Genomic DNA, 18,075 nt, shown 5'->3' on the forward strand with positions numbered 1-18,075 from the left:
TTACATCTCCATCAGTGATTTCAAGGCGCCGAGGTCCTTCTGCACATGGGCGGCATCAGCGGCGAACTGGTCGTCCGTCATGCCCGGCTGTTTCAACAGCGTGAACATCACCTCGCAGCCGTCGCCGTTCGGCACGATTCGCAGCGCGTTGTAGACCCGTAGGCCGCTTTCGATTGTTACCGTATGGTCGATGACGCCGAACTCGTTGTGCGGGACGAAGCTCACACGCACCGTTCCGAGAGGACCATGCGCGATCCAGTCACTTCCCTCCGGTTCGAGGCCGGAGGCCAGCCCCGAGGCCCAGAGCGGCATGTTTTCCGGCTTTCCGGCAAAGTCGTAGACCTCCTTCCAGTACCGATTGATCGAGCAGTGAACAACTTTGGCAGGCAGGGTGCTCATCGGTTTTTCCTTGGTGTTTCCTCCGCCGATAATAGCAGACAGGAAGCGGCGTATTGAAGGAAACGGCCGCACAGCTCCGAACTGTGCGCTGCCGAACTGATCGGCGTCCTTCCAGACTTGCCGTTTTTCCCGGAGAGTGCCACAACACCGGTCCAAAATGACTCATCGGAGGTGTATCGTGGAAAAGGCAGAAATCGGGCTGATCGGTCTTGCCGTCATGGGTTCCAACCTGGCGCTCAACATTGCGGAAAAAGGCAACAAGATTGCAGTCTTCAACCGCACTCCCGAAAAGACGGACGAATTCTACGAAAGCGCCGGTGATCTCAAGAAGCAGATCGTCCCCTGCAAGACCATCGAGGAATTCGTCGAGGCCATCCGCCCGCCGCGTCCGATCATCATCATGATCAAGGCGGGCGAGGCTGTCGACCAGCAGATGGAAGCGCTGCGGCCGCACCTTTCCAAAGGCGACATCATGATCGATGCCGGCAACGCCAATTTCCGTGACACGATTGCCCGTTTCGACCGCCTCAAGGATACTGACCTGACCTTCATCGGCATGGGGGTATCCGGCGGCGAAGAAGGCGCCCGCCACGGCCCGTCGATCATGGTCGGCGGTACCGAAGACTCCTGGAAGCGCGTCGAGAAGGTACTGACCTCGATTGCCGCCAAGTACAACGGCGATCCCTGCGTCGCCTGGCTCGGCAACGATGGTGCCGGTCACTTCGTCAAGACGATCCACAATGGCATCGAATATGCCGACATGCAGATGATCGCCGAAATCTACGGCATCCTGCGCGACGGCCTCGGCAAGAGCGCCGGCGAGATCAGCAAGATATTCGGCGAATGGAACAAGGGCCGCCTGAATTCCTATCTCATCGAAATCTCCGAAAAGGTGCTGGCTGCGACCGATCCCGTGTCCGGCGGCCCGATGGTTGACATGATCCTCGACAAGGCCGGCCAGAAGGGCACCGGCAAGTGGTCGGCGATCGAAGCACAGAACATGGGCATTCCCGCGACCGCTATCGAAGCTGCCGTTGCGGCCCGCAGCATTTCCTCGATGAAGGACCAGCGCGAAGCCGCCGAGAGGATCTTCGGCAAGCCGAAATACGATTTCCCGATCGCCTACGGCCAGGACCTCGACAAAGATCTGGAACTGGCGTTGTTTGCCGCCAAGATCGGTGCATATGCGCAGGGCTTTGCCGTGATGGCCGAAGCTTCACGCGAGTTCAACTGGTCTCTGCCGATGCCAGTGATCGCCAAGATATGGCGGGCCGGCTGCATCATCCGCTCGCAGTTCCTTGACGAAATCACCAGCGCTTTCACCAAGGCGCCGAATGCGGCAAACCTCATCGTTACGCCGGCCTTCTCGGAAATGGTCAAGGAATCGATCCCGTCGCTTCGCCGCGTCGTTGCGGCAGCGCTTGCCGCCGGCCTGCCGGTTCCGGCGCTCACCTCGGCGCTCACCTATTTCGACGCTTACCGCCAAGGCCGCGGCACTGCGAACCTCATCCAGGCTCAGCGCGACTTCTTCGGCGCCCACGGCTTCGACCGCCTAGACGGCAAGGATTTCCACCATGGCCCATGGGGCAGCGGCGCTTCGACGTTCTGAGGTGTCATTCGAACAAGAAAAAAGCCCGGTTTCGAACGGGCTTATTTTATTTTGAACATACCGAAGCAGGATGAAAGATCCTGCGCACTGGCTTCTCCGCTTCCCATGGTTTCTTCCACATTTGCTTTCCTGCGGCCTCATCAAGTCAGTCGGTGAGGAGCGAGAAAATGCGACATTCCATCACCCTTGAGGGCTGCGCCGCGCGATCTTGCGCCTTAGGTGAGCTTGATCGCCAGAGAGTGTTCACCGTCTCAACACACTCCAAGTCGCCGCGAGCAGCGTTCACCGAAGCAGGATAGTGCAGCCCTCTGCACATGAAACGTGACCGCCTATCCGCGATCGTCCGGCCAGACCGGCTTACTGATGCTCTGCAGCAGTTCCGGCTCAATGCCATCGATGCGGGCGATGACGGCCTTGGCCAGTTCGCGGCCCGCGTGGCGGACGTCTTCATTGGCGGTGATGATCTCCGGCCGGATCCAGTTCAGGATCGGCGCGGACTGCTTGGAAACCATGTCGATATCGTAGCCGACGCGCTTACTTGTCGCCTCGATGCCGGCGTTAACGGCAATGGCGGCACTTCCGGCCGAGCAGACGATGCCGTCGGGCGCGTTCGGCATGCGCATCATGGCTTCGACCGCGGTCTTGACCTCCTCCAGCGGCGTATCGGTGTTGACGCGCAGGGGGATCTCCTCGGCGCCATAGTCGTGAAGGCCGGTTTGGAAGCCGATCCTCGTATGGGCATAGTAAGTGAGCTTGCTTGCCGGCTGGAGCAGAGCGATGCGCCTACGGCCGCGCTCGACGAGCCTCTTCACCGCCTCGTGCGCGAAGGACTCGTTGTCGAAATCGTGATAGGGGTGGACCAGTCCCGCATCGGTCCGGCCATGCGTCGCGAAGGGCATGTTCTGCTCAGCGAGCAGCCGCACGCGCGGATCGTCGGGCTCGATGCGGGAAATGATGACGCCGTCGGCAGAGCCGGTGTCCAGGATGTAGCGCACCGGCAGCATCGGGTCCTTGCTGTGCGAGTGCGGTGTCACGACGATGTGGTACGGCGTGCCGGTCAGCACCTCAGAAATGCCGAAGACCATCTGGCTCGAGAACCCCATGATCTCTTCGTCGATGGAAAGAACGAGCGCGATGACATTGGTCTTGCCGGTCCTAAGGCGTACCCCAGCGCGGTTCGGCTGGTAGCCGAGCTGGCGGGCGACCATACGCACGCGCTCCTTGGTCTCCGCGCCAATATCCGGTGCGTCCTTGAGTGCGCGCGAAACCGTGGTGATGCCCAGGCCCGTCATGAAGGCGATTGTCTTCAGCGTCGGCCGCTCGCGCTGGATGGCCGCTGCCGCTCCCCCGGAATTTCCCTTGTTTTCCATCCCTTTATGTCACCTTCGCGCGATTTCGGTCCGCTTATAGAATGTTTTTCGCAAAGCCGTAAGCACATTCGCCGCTGAACAACACTCCCCCTTGGGTCATTAAATCTGTAACGATACAGTAAAAATGTCGAGCACTTTTTATGATGTTCGCATCATCGCTAGACGCTCAGGTTGAATTGCGCTTTTATGCGCGGTTCTTTTGCACTTGCGAAGGCGATTTCCTCAGACGACATGCGCCTAGATTAGAATTCTTATTTAATATCAATGAGTTGATTTATTGCTCATCACGCAACCTTGAATGCTCAACCCAACGACATATGTCGCGAAGTTGTGGAGCAAGAACAGGCACAGGTAGCAATGGCGAGTTTCGCAAAAAATTTTGACAGCGGGCTGTTGCGCCAAAATGTCGATTGCACTAAGTTTTTCCGGCAACGTTTCAGTGAGGGAGGAGAACTCATGAATTTTCGTTCGATGGCGGCCGTGCTTGCCGCTTCCGTCGTGCTGCCGCTTGGCGCGGCCAATGCGACCGATCTCGAAGTCACTCATTGGTGGACATCCGGCGGTGAAGCGGCCGCCGTCAAGGTCCTTGCCGACAGCTTCAATGCGAGTGGCAGCAACAAGTGGGTCGACGGCGCTATTGCCGGTTCCGGCACCACCGCCAACCCGATCATCATTAGCCGAATTCTCGGTGGCAACCCGATGGGCGCTACTCAGATGAACACCGGCCGCGACGCCGAGGAACTCATCAAGGCCGGCCTCATGACGGATCTGACGCCACTTGCCGAGGAGGAACATTGGAAGGACGTCATCCGTCCGGCCAAGTTGCTCGACGCCTGCGTCTATGAGGGCAAGATTTATTGCGTGCCGATCAACATCCACTCCTGGCAGTGGATGTGGCTCAACCGTCACGTCTTCGAAGACAACGGCATGGCAGTTCCAAAAAACTGGGACGAGCTCGCAGCCGACGCTCCGAAGCTGAAGGAGAAGGGTATCACGCCGCTCGCCACCGGCGCTCCGTGGCAGGTCGAAGGCATCCGCAACGTCATGCAGGCCGGCATCGGCGGCAAAGACCTCTACTTGCAGATCAACGACAAGAAGAGCGAAGAGGCCGTTCGCAGCGATCAGAACAAGAAGGTCTGGACCGCATTCGCCCAGGCCCGCGATATGGTCGATCCGGCTTATTCCGGCCGCGACTGGAACGTTGCCACCAACATGGTGATCGAAGGCAAGGCTGCCGCTCAGATCATGGGCGATTGGGCGCAGGGTGAATTCGGCGTCGCGAAGAAGGTTGCCGGCACAGACTACGATTGCCTGCCCGGTCTCGGCTTCAATGCGCAGCTCGATACGGGCGGCGACGCCTTCTATTTCCCGAAGAACAGCAATCCGGAAATCACCAAGGCGCAGCTTGAACTCGCCAAGATGCTTCTGTCCAAGGAAGTTCAGGTCAAGTTCAATCTGGTCAAGGGTTCGCTGCCGGTTCGCGGCGACGTCGATCTCGAAGCCGCAAACGCCTGCATGAAGAAGGGCATCGAAATCCTGGCGGACCTCAACAACGTTCTGCCTTCGACCGAGCAGATGCTCGATTCCGATACGCAGGGCCAGCTGCAGGATCTCGCGCTCGAATTCTTCAGCTCCAAGATGTCTGTGGACGATGCAATCGATCGGCAGGCAGACATCATCTCGCAGGCCCAGTAAGGCCACAGACGCTCTCATAACTTGAGACGGTTTTATGGGGCGCGAGCGGACGGCTTTTTAGTCTGGTTGCGCCCCTGACCGCCAACAGGAGGTATTGATGGCTCATGCCGGCCGGCCGTTTGGCCTATTGCGCAACCTCAATGCGAAGGTCGCAGCAATCCCTATGATGCTGACCGTGATCGTGATTTTCATCGGTTGCACGCTTTGGACCGTTTTTTACTCGTTCACGTCGTCGCGGCTGCTACCGACGAGCGATTTCGTGGGCTTTGATCAGTACAGCCGGCTTTTCGGCAATTCGCGCTGGAACCAGTCGGTTCTCAATCTTGCCACCTACGGCGTCTGCGTGCTGACATTCGTCTTCATCATCGGCTTCCTGCTGGCTGTTCTCATCGACCAGAAGATCAGGTTCGAAAACACATTCCGCACGATCTTTCTCTACCCGTTCGCCCTGTCGTTCATCGTGACGGGGCTCGTCTGGCAGTGGATTCTCGATCCAGGCCTCGGCGTGCCGAAGGTTTTGAACGATCTTGGCCTTCCGGGGGGCAGCCTCGCGCTGCTCGGCGACAAGAATACCGTCATCTATGCGCTCGTCATCGCCGGGCTCTGGCAGGGGACGGGGCTGGTCATGGTGTTGATGCTTGCCGGTCTGCGCGGTATCGATTCCGAAATTTGGAAGGCGGCGCGCGTCGACGGCATTCCGGCGTGGCGCACATACCTCTTCATCATCATTCCGATGATGCGCGGCGTCTTCGTCACCACGCTGGTGATCGTCGCCTCCGGCATCGTACGCGTCTATGACCTCGTCGTCGCAATGACGCAGGGCGGACCCGGATTCGCATCGGAAGTGCCGGCCAAATACGTCTATTCGTTCATGTTCGAGCGCGCCAATCTCGGGCAGGGCCTTGCGGCGTCGACCGTGATGCTCGTCACCGTCTTCATCATCCTGGTTCCGTGGGCTCTCGCCGAGTTCCGCCAGAAGCGATCCTGAAGGACCACGATCATGGCCATAGCCACCACCACCAACAACATCGCCAGCGTCGTTGAGCCGGCAGGCGCAAGGCCGCGTCGCATGTTCGCGCCCTCGACCATCATCCTCTACAGCATCCTGACAGTCGCCGCGCTTTACTATCTTTTGCCGCTCTATGTGATGGTCGTGACCTCCCTCAAGGACATGACAGAAATCCGCATGGGCAACATCTTCGCACCTCCGGTGCAGATCACCTTCGAGCCTTGGGTCAAGGCATGGAGCCAGGCCTGTACGGGCCTTGATTGCTCCGGCATCAGCGTGGGCTTCTGGAAGTCGGTCAAGATCACCATTCCGAGCGTCATTATCTCCGTGGCGATCGCCTCGGTGAATGGCTACGGCCTGTCCTACTGGCGCTTCAAGGGGTCGGAAGTCTTCTTTACGATTCTGCTTTTCGGCGCTTTCATCCCCTATCAGGTGATGCTCTATCCGCTCGTCATCATCATGCGCGAGCTCGGCATCTTCTCGACCATCTGGGCTGTCGTCCTGGTGCACACGATCTTCGGCATGCCGATCAACACGCTGCTCTTCCGAAATTATTTCGCATCTCTGCCTCCCGAACTATTCAAGGCTGCGCGTGTGGATGGGGCAGGGTTCTGGCAGGTGTTCTTCCGCATCATGCTGCCAATGTCGCTGCCGATCTTCGTCGTGTCGATGATTATCCAGATCACCGGTATCTGGAACGACTTCCTGTTCGGCGTGATCTTTGCCGGCAACCAGAATTTCCCGATGACGGTGCAGCTCAACAATATCGTCAACGCCGTCCAGGGCGTGAAGGAATACAACGTCAACATGGCCGCAACGCTGCTCACCGGCGCGGTGCCACTTATCGTCTACTTCGTGTCCGGACGTCTCTTCGTCCGCGGTATCGCCGCTGGCGCAGTGAAAGGTTGATCATGAACACAAGCGTTTCCATCAAAGATCTGTCGCTGAATTTCGGCGCCGTCAGCGTCCTCAAGGACCTGAACCTCGACATCAACGACGGCGAATTCCTGGTCCTGCTCGGCTCGTCCGGCTGCGGCAAGTCCACGCTGCTCAACTGCATCGCCGGGCTGCTTGATGCATCCGCGGGACAAATCTTCATCAAGGGCAAGAACGTCACCTGGGAAGAGCCCAAGGACCGCGGCATTGGCATGGTGTTCCAGTCCTATGCGCTCTATCCGCAGATGAGTGTCGAGAAGAATCTGTCCTTCGGACTTCGCGTTGCAAAGGTGCCGCAGCCCGAGATCGACAAACGTGTGGCGCGCGCCTCTGAAATCCTGCAGATCCAATCGCTTCTGAAGCGCAAGCCCGCCGAACTGTCCGGCGGCCAGCGCCAGCGCGTGGCGATCGGCCGCGCTCTCGTGCGCGATGTCGATGTGTTCCTGTTCGACGAGCCGCTGTCCAACCTCGATGCCAAGCTGCGTTCGGAACTGCGCGTCGAGATCAAACGCCTCCACCAGTCGCTAAAAAACACGATGATCTACGTCACCCACGACCAGATCGAGGCGCTGACGCTGGCAGACCGCATTGCGATCATGAAAAGCGGCATCATTCAGCAGCTCGACGATCCGACGACCATCTACAACAGGCCGCGCAATCTTTTTGTCGCAGGCTTCATCGGCTCGCCGTCAATGAACTTCCTGCACGGCGAGTTGACCAAAAACAGCGACAAGACGGTGTTCAGATCAAACGGCGTCAGCTTCTCGCTCGATGGTTATGATGCGGCTCAACCGCTGCAATCGGGCCGCAAGGTGGTGCTCGGCGTGCGTCCGGAGCACATCAAGGTCGACGAAAATCTCGGCCCCGAAGTGCATGATGCCACCGTCGACATCGAGGAGCCGATGGGCGCCGACAACCTCCTCTGGCTGAAGCACGCCGGTCACACCATGTCGGTGCGCATCAACGGCGCGCGCCGCTTCAAGGTGGGAACACCGGTGAAGCTCAGTTTCGACATGTCGCTGGCATCGCTCTTCGATGCTGAGACGGAGGAGAGAATCTAGGAGGCGGCGAGGGTGCGGTGGGCGAGGGCGGTAAACCAGTCCCTCATTCGCCTGCCTGGGACCTTCTTCCCGCCGACGGGGAGAAGGAGATATGCCACAGCGCCTTCCCCGATCGCAATATTGTCTTCGGCAAGTTCCCTCTTCCCGCAGGCGGGGAGAGGGCCAGGGTGGGGGCAGTCACGTGCTCCTGGCGAGTGAGGGCATCCCCTCGTTCCAATGTTTCGAGATCAGATAATGACCACGTCCAACACTTCGTCCATCGATCTTTCCGGTTCCTGGCAACTCGCCTCCGCTGAAGGTGAAGTCACCACATCGATCGCGCTTCCGGGCGACGTCCATACAGCGCTGCACGTGGCAGAGCTCATTCCGGATCCCTATTTCGGCCGCAACGAAGAGCAGGTGCAGTGGGTCGCACATCGGGATTGGGTACTTGAGCGAAGCTTCCAGCTCGATGGTGCCGAAGGCGACTGGTATCTCGACATCGATTACCTCGACACCGTTGCCTCGGTATTTATCAACGGCTTCGTCGTGCTCGCGGCCGACAATTGCTTTCGCCGCTACCGGCCGGATGTTTCGAGCATGTTGAAGGCAGGCGAAAACACGATCCGCATCGTGCTGCATTCGAGTATTGCCGCCGGAGCAGAACGGCAGGGCAGGCAGCCTTTCTACGTACCCTATCATCCGGGCAACTCGCCGATCGCCAACGGCAATATGCTGCGCAAGCCGCAATGTCATTTCGGCTGGGACTGGAACATCGCGATCGCGCCTCTCGGGCTTTATGGCACGATCGCGCTGAAGAAGCTCGAGACGGCGCGCATCGAGCACGTCACAACGCGCCAGAGGCATAGCATCGACGGCAGCGTCGAACTACAGGTCACAGCAACGCTTTTCGCGAAGGACCCGGGCATCGTACCGGTGCATTTCGCGCTCGACGGCGAACGTGTCCGACTCGATGTCGGTGTCAATGCCGGCGAAACGGTGGTCAATCATATATTCTATGTCGAGAAACCGCGCCTCTGGTGGCCTTCCGGCAGCGGCGAGCAGGCGCTTTATGCGCTGACCGTCGATCTGCCGTCAGATGTGGTGACGAAGCAGATCGGCCTTCGCACCGTCGAACTCGTCACTACGCCGGATGCGGCCGGCAGCCGCTTCGCTTTCAAGGTGAACGGCCGCGAGATCTTCTGCCGAGGTGCGAACTGGATTCCGGCGGATGCGCTGTATTCGCGGTCGTCGGCGGAGAAGACGGAGGACCTGCTGCAGTCGGCAAAAGCTGCGAACATGAACATGATCCGCGTCTGGGGTGGCGGCTTTTACGAGCACGACTGGTTTTATGACCTGTGCGACCGGCTCGGCCTCATGGTCTGGCAGGATTTCATGTTTGCCTGCAACCTCTATCCCTCGACAGAAGACTTCCTCGACAATGTCGCCCTCGAAGTCGACTATCAGGTCAAACGCCTCGCCTCGCATCCCTCGATCGCGCTCTGGTGCGGCGATAACGAACTGGTCGGTGCGCTCACCTGGTTCGACGAGCCGAAGAGGGACCGCGACCGCTATCTCGTCTCCTATGATCGGCTGAACCGCTCGATCGAGCAGGCGCTGAGGAAGGCGGCGCCAGGTGCGATCTGGTGGCCGTCGAGCCCGGCCTCCGGCTATCTGGATTTCGGCGACGCCTGGCACGCCGATGGCTCCGGCGACATGCACTACTGGTCGGTCTGGCATGAGAACAAGTCGTTCGACAATTACCGCTCGGTACGGCCGCGTTTCTGCTCCGAATTCGGTTTCCAGTCCTATACCTCGCTGCCGGTCATCAAGACTTATGCCGACAAAAGAGACCTGAACGTCGCGTCGCCGGTGATGGAGTTGCATCAGAAGAATGCCGGCGGCAATGAGCGGATCGCGGGCACGATGTTCCGCTACTTCCGCTTCCCCAAGGACTTTCCGAACTTCGTCTATCTCAGCCAGATCCAGCAGGGGCTGGCGATCAAGACGGCGGTGGAATATTGGCGATCGCTCAAACCCCATTGCATGGGCACGATCTACTGGCAGCTCAACGACACTTGGCCGGTCGCGTCCTGGTCGAGCCTCGACTACGGCGGGCGCTGGAAGGCGATGCACTATCTTGTCAAGCGGTTCTTCCAGCCGGTCGCCGTGGCCGCCCTGCCATCGGAGGACGGCAAAACGATCCGATTCTCGCTGGTCAACGATACGCTTTCGGAAGTCAGCGCTGACCTATCGATTTCCATTCTGACGGTGAAGGGCGAGCGCAGGCACCTGAAGGATATCCAAGCCGTCTGCACGCCGGATGCTGCCGTGACGGCAACGGCGATCAATGTCTCGGATATCCCCGAGGGCACGCTGCTTGGCTGGCGCTTCACGGCGTCGAACGGAATGGGCGGTGAGGGGCACTACATCCACGGCACCTACAAGGCACTCGAATTGGAGCCTGCCGGTCTCCAGGTGACCCGCGAATATGTCGAGGAAGATGGCTCGGTTTGCCTCAATGTCACCGCCAAGGGACTGGCGCTGTTCGTGATGATCGAGACCGAGACCGACGGCAAATATTCCGACAATGCCTTCGATCTGGCAGCTGGCGAGACCCGCCGCATCCTCTTTACCCCGGCAAAGCCGCTCCAAGACGGCGAGCTTCCGGACTTCCGTTTCTACGACCTGCATTCCTGCCAGTCGGTAGATTGATTTTGAGAAAGGGCACGAGGCCCGAGGAGAAAATGATGACGAAACTGAGTTTCCAGCTTTATAGCGCACGCAATTTCCAGCCCTATTCGGCAATCTTCGAAAAGCTTGGCAAGGCCGGTTACACGGAGGTCGAAGGCTTCGGCGGCATCTATACCGATCTCGACGACGCTGATTTGAAGGGCCTGCGCGCCGATCTCGACAAGAATGGTCTCACGATGGCAACCGGCCATTTCAGCCCGGATTTCTTAGACGGCGAAGTCAAGAAATCGCTGAACATCGCAAAGACACTCGGCATGGATTCGATCTACGCGCCGCATCTTGCCGCCGACCAGCGTCCGGCGGACGGCGCCGGCTGGCTTGCGTTCGGCAAGCGCCTGCAGGAAATGGCCAAGCCCTATAAGGACGCCGGCTATGAATTTGGCTGGCACAATCACGACTTCGAATTCGTGAAGCTTGCCGACGGCTCGCTGCCGATCGAGCGCATCTTCGAGGGCGCGCCCGACATTTCGTGGGAAGCGGATATCGCCTGGGTTGTGCGCGGCGGGGCGGATCCGTTCGCCTGGATCGAGAGGCTCGGCTCACGCATCACTGCCGTACACGTCAAGGACATCGCGCCGGTCGGCGAGAACAAGGACGAGGACGGCTGGGCCGATGTCGGTCACGGTACACTTGCCTGGCCGAAGCTGATCGCCGCGCTCAAGGGTACCAGGGCGAAGCACTACGTCGTCGAGCACGACAATCCGAGCGACATCGATCGCCTGATCACCCGCTCGATCGCATCCTTCAAGACCTACTGAGGGCAAACCATGACCAAGGAACTTGGGGTCGGCATCATCGGATGCGGCAACATCTCGACCACTTACCTTTCGCTCGCGCCCCTCTTCAAAGGGCTGAAAATTCTGGCCTGCGCGGACATCAATGTACGGGCAGCCGAACTTCGCGCCGAGGAATACGACGTCACGGCTCAGACCATCGAGCAGCTACTTGCCAATGACGAGATCGACGTCGTCGTCAACCTCACCATCCCCGATGCGCATTATCCGGTCTCGAAGGCCGCGCTCGAGGCCGGCAAGCACGTCTTCTCTGAAAAGCCGCTCGTGCTGACGCTGGAACAGGGTGAGGACCTGCGCCGCATCGCCAAGGAGAAGAACCTATCCGTCGGCTGCGCGCCGGACACCTTCCTCGGCGGTGCGCACCAGCTTGCCCGCAAATATGTCGACGAGGGCGGCATCGGGCGCATTACCTCCGGCGCCTGCTATGTCATGGGGCCGGGCATGGAGATGTGGCATCCGAACCCGGACTTCTTCTTCCTGCCGGGCGGTGGCCCCATCCTCGACATGGGTCCGTATTACATTGCCAACCTGATCAATTTGATCGGCCCGGTGAAGCGCGTCGGCGCGATCACCTCGATGGCGTCGGAGACACGCACAATCACCAGCCAGCCACGCCACGGTGAAACGATTCCGGTCAAGACGCCGACGACGGTCCAGGCACTGCTGGAATTCGTCAGCGGTGCGACGGTGACGCTGACGGCGAGCTGGGATGTCTGGTCGCATCGCCACGCCAATATGGAGCTCTACGGCACCGATGGCACCCTTTTCGTTCCGGACCCGAACTTCTTCGGCGGCCTCGTCGAGGCCAGCGGCCGCGACAAGGACATCAAGCCGCTTGAAGCCTGGGAGCATCCCTTCGGCAGGTTCAACCAGGAAAGCCCGCAAGGTCCGCGCGCCAACTACCGCACGGCAGGTCTTGCTGACATGGTCGCGGCGCTGATCGACGGCCGCGATGCCCGCTGCTCGCTGGAGCGCACGCTGCATGGCGTCGACGTCATGACCTCGATCCTGAAATCGGGCGAGGAAGGCAGGTTCGTGGAGCTCACGACGACCTGCACGCAGCCCGCCGCGCTTGGCATCGAAGAGGCTCAGGCGCTCTTGAAGTAGGCCCCTAAAGGGTTATTTTCCGCGCGGGCTTTTCCGGCCCGCGCGCACTTTTTCCAAAGGATCAGGACCATGAGCTGGCAACCGGCTTCCGACCGCTATTCGAAGATGAAGTATAACCGCACGGGCCGATCCGGCCTGAAGCTTCCTGCCGTTTCCCTCGGTCTCTGGCACAATTTCGGCGGCGACACGCCGCATGAACGCAAGATCGAGATGTGCCGCACTGCCTTCGATCTCGGCATCACCCATTTCGACCTTGCCAATAATTACGGCCCGCCTCCAGGTTCGGCCGAAACCGCCTTCGGCGAAATCCTTCGTGCCGAATTCGCGGGCTTGCGCGATGAACTTATCATCTCGTCGAAGGCCGGCTACGAAATGTGGCCAGGCCCCTATGGGGAGTGGGGCAGCCGCAAATATCTGATCGCTTCCTGCGACCAGAGCCTGAAGCGCATGGGCCTCGGCTACGTCGATATATTCTATTCGCACCGGTTCGATCCGGATACGCCTCTCGAAGAGACCTGCGGCGCGCTCGACTATATCGTCCGCTCCGGCCGCGCGCTCTATGTCGGCATTTCCTCTTATAATTCGCAGCGTACGCGAGAAGCAGCCGCGATCCTCAAGGATCTCGGCACGCCATGCCTCATCCACCAGCCGAGCTATTCCATGCTCAACCGCTGGGTTGAGGACGACAAGTTGCTCGATACGCTGGAAGAGGTCGGCATCGGCTCGATCGTCTTCTCACCGCTGGCGCAGGGCATGCTCACGACCAAATATCTCGCCGGCATCCCGGAAGACAGCCGTGCGGCTCGGAACCACTTCCTGAAGCGTGATTTCATCCGCCCGTCGATCATCGACAACATCCGTAAGCTCAATAGCATTGCCGAACGCCGCGGCCAGACGCTGGCGCAGATGGCGATCGCCTGGGTATTGCGCGGCGGCCGGGTGACGTCGGCGCTGATCGGCGCCAGCCGTTCGTCGCAGATCGTCGATTGCGTCAAGGCTCTCGACAATCTTGAGTTCACTGTGGAAGAGCTGAAGGAGATCGATGTCTACGCCCGCGAGGCCGACGTCAATCTCTGGGCGAAATCCGCAGAGCGAGAATAAGTGCAAGCAACGCCCGGCCGGAAACTGCCGGGCGTTTCTCATTCAGTCTGATGTACGTGCCGCAGTCTGCGGCTATCCGGAGGAGCAGCCGTCATGATCCGCAACCCCGTTCTGCCGGGTTTCAATCCCGATCCTTCTATCTGCCGCTTGGGCGACGACTATTACATCGCGACCTCGACCTTCGAATGGTATCCGGGTGTGCAGATTCACCATTCGCGCGATCTGGTGAACTGGACACTGGTGCGCCGTCCGCTGGAGCGCCAATCGCAGCTCGACATGCGCGGCAATCCCGATAGCTGCGGCGTATGGGCGCCGTGTCTTTCCTATGCCGATGGACAGTTCTGGCTGGTCTATACCGACGTCAAGCGCTTCGACGGCAACTTCAAGGACGCACACAACTACATCGTCACCTCGCCGACTATCGAGGGCGAGTGGTCTAACCCGGTCTACGTCAACTCCTCGGGTTTCGACCCGTCGCTCTTCCATGACGATGACGGCCGCAAGTGGTTCGTCAACATGCAGTGGAACCACCGCACGGAAAGTTATGGCGGCGCGCCCAAGCATCCGGCCTTCGATGGCATCCTGCTGCAGGAATGGGATCCGGTTACGAAGGCGCTGAAAGGTCCGATCAGGAACATCTTCGCCGGCAGCCCGCTCGGACTTGTCGAAGGCCCGCATCTCTTCAAGCGCAACGGCTACTATTATCTAACGACTGCCGAAGGCGGCACGGGCTATGATCACGCGGTCACCATGGCGCGTTCGCGCAACATCGACGGTTCCTACGAGATGCATCCGAACATCCATCTCATCACCTCCAAGGACAATCCGGAAGCCGTTCTGCAGCGGGCAGGGCACGGGCAATATGTCGAGACGCCGGACGGGCAAGTCTATCACACGCATCTCTGCGGACGGCCGCTGCCGCCGAAGCGCCGCTGCACGCTTGGCCGCGAAACCAGCCTGCAGAAATGCGTCTGGAAGACGGACGGCTGGCTCTACCTCGAAAACGGCACGACGGTGCCGGATGTCGACGTCCCTGGCCTCGCGGGCGCGGTTCGCGCCGAAAAACCGGTTCGCACCGAATATAGCTTCGATGGCGGCAAGTTGCCTGCGGATTTCCAGTGGCTGCGCACGCCGCAGCCGGAGCGCATCTTCGATCTGACCGGACGTCCCGGCCATCTGCGCCTCATCGCCCGCGAAAGCATCGGCTCGTGGTTCGAGCAGGCGCTCGTCGCCCGCCGCCAGGAGCATCACAGTTTCCGCGCCGAGACTGTCGTAGAGTTTGACCCGGACACCTACCAGCAGGTCGCCGGCCTGACGCATTACTACAATCGCCACAAGTTTCACGCCGTAGCCGTGACGCTGCACGAGAAGCTCGGCCGTTGCGTCACCATCCTTTCCTGCAATGGGGATTATCCGAACGGCCGTCTCAGCTTCCCGGCTGGCAGCGGCGTCGCCCTTCCGGCGGAAGGCCGCGTCCAGCTTTCGATGGAAATCCGCGACAACGACCTGCAGTTCTTCTGGCAGACGGAAGGAAAGGGCGCCTGGCAGCCGATCGGCCCGCTTCTCGATGGCGGCGTCGTCTCCGACGAGGGTGGCCGCGGCGAGCACGGCTCCTTCACCGGCGCCTTCGCCGGCGTCTTCGCCTTCGACACATCGGGCCGCGCCAAGACCGCCGATTTCGACTGGTTCAATTACGAAGAGCTTTGAAAATGGCACCCGATATCGCCATCGAACCGATCGCCGTCCGGCACATCGAGAGCTATCACCAGGCTCTCGATGTCGTTGCGCGCGAACGCAGGTATCTCACCTTCCTTGAGGCTCCGCCGCTCGAAGACACACGGAAATTCGTTCTCGACATGATCGACAACAAGCATCCGCAATTTGTCGCCGTGAAGGACGGTGAAGTGGTGGGGTGGTGCGATATCCGCCGGCATTTCTTTCCGTCGCATGCGCACCGGGGATCGCTTGGAATGGGCATCATCCCTGCCTGCCGCGGACAGGGCCTCGGCTTGCGTCTCATGGAGACGACGCTGAAGGAGGCAAGGCAATGCGACATCATACGGGTCGAGCTTAGCGTCCATGCCGACAATGCCCGCGCAATCCGCCTTTACGAGAAAGCCGGCTTCGTCAGCGAGGGCGTGAGCAAGGACGCCGCTCGTATCGATGGCCGCTATCTCGACGTCGTCAACATGGCGTTGATCTTCAGCCGGACTTGAATGCGGCCGCGTTAAACGGCGAAACTAAAATATAAGATTATGCTTATAAGTGTCAGTTTATATTACAAAAGTTTAATTCAATTTTCAGATTCGGTTCACCTTCATGGACCTAGTTTCGGGCGTGTTCAACACGAGGATCCCCCGATGAAAAACATAATCACAACCCTGCTTTCCGTTTCTTTCCTGATTACGCCGATTGCTTTCGCATCAGAGGCAAGTGCTGCCGAGCACCGCCGTCCGATCGTTGTCGAAAAGAAGGTCGTAGTCCACAAGTACCGCTGGACGAAGGGGCATCGCGTGACAGCTGCCGAACGCCGCCACCTGGCCGAAGTCCGCGACTACCGCCGCTACCGCCTGTCGGCGCCGCCGCGCGGCTACCGCTGGGTCAGGGTCGACAACGAGTTCCTGCTGATCGGCGTTACGAGCGGGATTGTCTCGAGCATCATCGCTGCCCGCTGATCGGGCGTTTTTAAAAACGCCACCTTTGGGCTCTAAAGTCGCTCGCAGCAAGACGCTAGGGGCGACTCCGCTTATTGAAGATATTTTCACGAGGCCCTGGTGAATGCTTTTGCTGTCAGAAGTCCAATTTATGTGACGGTGTAACAGCTGCAAATCTGGCGCCTGCATCGGGAACTGCGCGACAGGGTCTTTTCGACCCACCACACTCAGAACTAGCTGCAGTCGGAGAGGAAACCATGGAGGCCAGCGTAAGGAAGCTCTTCGAGCGATACGAACGCTGTTTCAAGCAGTCTCTCGGCGGTGACATAGACATGGATGAGGTCGCATCTTTGCATGCTCCCGACTTCATAGCTGCCTCGCCCGCTGGAGTGGTGACTGGAAAGAACGATGATCAACTCAAGCAAGTCATGGCGCGAGGTTATGCGCACTATCGGGCGATGGGGACGAAGGAAATTCGGATACGCAATGTCCGCCTCTCGCCATAGATGAACATCATTGCGTGGCCCATGTCGCTTGGAGGGCAACCTATGTCCGCAAGGATCAACCGGACGTAGCGATAGATTTTGATGTTCACTACTTTGTCCAGGAGTTTTCGGCTGGGTGTCAGGCGACGAGCAGGCGCTTTTAAGGAGACACGGCATCATCTGAAGTCCACTCACTGCCCGATCACGACACCGCTCCGCCGCGCAAATTCCCGGGGTCAGGATCCACAATTGAGAAAAAGACTCGCATGACCGCTTCGAGCCGCCCAGAGCGGAACCTTTGTCAGCCGTTCGATGCGGTGATGAATACCGCCAACTGAGCGTCGAAAGCACGCTTGTATGCGGGCCGCGCTTCACCGCGGGCGACATAGGCGGAGAGGTTCGGATATTCGTCCAGTATGCCCGATCCTTTCAACCTGAGCAGCACCGACACCATCAGAAGGTCACCGGCGTTGAATTCGCCGTCTAGCCAGTCGGCATCGCCAAGGCGATCGGAAAGTTCGCTCAGCCGCTTACGGATGCGTTCCTCGACGACACACAGTCGCCGCTCGTACCAAATCTCATCGCCCTCCAGGAGCCTGGCGACTTCGCGATCGACGATCGTCGGTTCCATCGTGTTGAGCGCTGCAAACATCCATGTGATCGCCCGCGCCCGGGCATTCGGATCGTCCGGCAGCAGGCCGGCATGGCGCTCCGCGATATGGAACACGATTGCCCCCGACTCAAAAAGGGCGAGATCGCCTTCTTCATAGGTCGGAATCTGTCCGAAAGGATGAAGCGCGAGATGCGCGGGCTCCTTCATCGCTTTAAACGAGACAAGACGAACTTCGTAAGGCTGGCCAACTTCTTCGAATGCCCAGCGAACGCGCATGTCACGCGCTAGACCCTTGCCGCCATCAGGCGACCGTTCAAAGGCGGTAATAGTGATCGTCATCGCTGTTCTCCAGGGCACGTCTGTCTTGAAGACGAGCGGCTAAACGAGATTCCGACACCCCATGTCTGCGATCGCCCTTCATCCATGAATTTCTTTCGCTCCAGTTTGTATTGTCGCAAATCGTGGGATGGAACTTCTGACGACGCGGTCCCGGTTGCAAAGCAACGGCA

General features: G+C 59.4%; 15 protein-coding genes and 1 pseudogene. 13 read left to right on the forward strand and 3 right to left on the reverse strand.

The window, feature by feature from the left end; genetic code table 11:
- Positions 1-399 carry an SRPBCC family protein gene (locus BLP23_RS13775; protein WP_092585375.1) on the reverse strand — a complete coding sequence of 133 codons (399 nt, stop codon included), beginning with the start codon at positions 397-399 and terminating at the stop codon, positions 1-3.
- A 157-nt stretch (positions 400-556) separates the two neighbouring features.
- Between BLP23_RS13775 and gndA the strand changes: the two genes are divergently transcribed.
- Positions 557-2,008 (forward strand): NADP-dependent phosphogluconate dehydrogenase, encoded by a 1,452-nt coding sequence (gndA, locus tag BLP23_RS13780; protein WP_208603150.1) that lies wholly within the window; start codon positions 557-559, stop codon positions 2,006-2,008.
- Positions 2,009-2,337: 329 nt separating this feature from the next.
- Here gndA and BLP23_RS13785 read toward each other — a convergent pair whose 3' ends face one another.
- On the reverse strand, positions 2,338-3,378 hold the full coding sequence (locus BLP23_RS13785; protein ID WP_092585377.1) for a LacI family transcriptional regulator: 1,041 nt from the start codon (positions 3,376-3,378) through the stop codon (positions 2,338-2,340).
- A gap of 456 nt (positions 3,379-3,834) precedes the next feature.
- Between BLP23_RS13785 and BLP23_RS13790 the strand changes: the two genes are divergently transcribed.
- From BLP23_RS13790 to BLP23_RS13845, 12 genes and pseudogenes are all read left to right on the forward strand, one after another.
- Complete coding sequence (locus BLP23_RS13790; RefSeq protein ID WP_092585378.1) at positions 3,835-5,073, forward strand: ABC transporter substrate-binding protein; 1,239 nt, start codon at positions 3,835-3,837, stop codon at positions 5,071-5,073.
- A 97-nt stretch (positions 5,074-5,170) separates the two neighbouring features.
- A complete protein-coding gene (locus BLP23_RS13795; protein ID WP_022715039.1) occupies positions 5,171-6,061 on the forward strand; it encodes a carbohydrate ABC transporter permease in 891 nt (296 codons plus the stop codon).
- A gap of 12 nt (positions 6,062-6,073) precedes the next feature.
- A complete protein-coding gene (locus BLP23_RS13800; RefSeq protein WP_092585379.1) occupies positions 6,074-6,991 on the forward strand; it encodes a carbohydrate ABC transporter permease in 918 nt (305 codons plus the stop codon).
- Positions 6,992-6,993: 2 nt separating this feature from the next.
- The gene (locus tag BLP23_RS13805; RefSeq protein WP_092585380.1) at positions 6,994-8,079 is read left to right on the forward strand and encodes an ABC transporter ATP-binding protein; all 1,086 of its coding nucleotides are present in this window, start codon (positions 6,994-6,996) and stop codon (positions 8,077-8,079) included.
- 234 nt (positions 8,080-8,313) lie between these two features.
- A complete protein-coding gene (locus BLP23_RS13810; protein WP_092585381.1) occupies positions 8,314-10,773 on the forward strand; it encodes a beta-mannosidase in 2,460 nt (819 codons plus the stop codon).
- 35 nt (positions 10,774-10,808) lie between these two features.
- Positions 10,809-11,570, forward strand: coding sequence for a sugar phosphate isomerase/epimerase family protein (locus tag BLP23_RS13815; protein ID WP_092585382.1), 762 nt, complete (start codon positions 10,809-10,811; stop codon positions 11,568-11,570).
- A gap of 9 nt (positions 11,571-11,579) precedes the next feature.
- Positions 11,580-12,713 carry a Gfo/Idh/MocA family protein gene (locus BLP23_RS13820; protein ID WP_092585383.1) on the forward strand — a complete coding sequence of 378 codons (1,134 nt, stop codon included), beginning with the start codon at positions 11,580-11,582 and terminating at the stop codon, positions 12,711-12,713.
- A 69-nt stretch (positions 12,714-12,782) separates the two neighbouring features.
- Complete coding sequence (gene mgrA, locus BLP23_RS13825) at positions 12,783-13,814, forward strand: L-glyceraldehyde 3-phosphate reductase (protein WP_092585384.1); 1,032 nt, start codon at positions 12,783-12,785, stop codon at positions 13,812-13,814.
- A gap of 93 nt (positions 13,815-13,907) precedes the next feature.
- Complete coding sequence (locus BLP23_RS13830; RefSeq protein ID WP_092585385.1) at positions 13,908-15,521, forward strand: glycoside hydrolase family 43 protein; 1,614 nt, start codon at positions 13,908-13,910, stop codon at positions 15,519-15,521.
- Positions 15,522-15,523: 2 nt separating this feature from the next.
- Entirely contained in the window at positions 15,524-16,030 is a 507-nt protein-coding gene (locus BLP23_RS13835) for a GNAT family N-acetyltransferase (protein WP_092585386.1), read from the forward strand.
- 144 nt (positions 16,031-16,174) lie between these two features.
- A complete protein-coding gene (locus BLP23_RS13840; RefSeq protein WP_092585387.1) occupies positions 16,175-16,489 on the forward strand; it encodes an RcnB family protein in 315 nt (104 codons plus the stop codon).
- 236 nt (positions 16,490-16,725) lie between these two features.
- Positions 16,726-17,137: pseudogene (locus BLP23_RS13845) on the forward strand (nuclear transport factor 2 family protein).
- Between the two features lie 117 nt (positions 17,138-17,254).
- Here the strand turns inward: BLP23_RS13845 and BLP23_RS13850 are convergent.
- Positions 17,255-17,905 (reverse strand): glutathione S-transferase family protein, encoded by a 651-nt coding sequence (locus BLP23_RS13850; protein ID WP_092585388.1) that lies wholly within the window; start codon positions 17,903-17,905, stop codon positions 17,255-17,257.
- Between the last annotated feature and the right edge of the window lie 170 nt (positions 17,906-18,075).

Source organism: Rhizobium mongolense subsp. loessense (genome assembly GCF_900099775.1).
GTDB lineage: Bacteria > Pseudomonadota > Alphaproteobacteria > Rhizobiales > Rhizobiaceae > Rhizobium > Rhizobium loessense.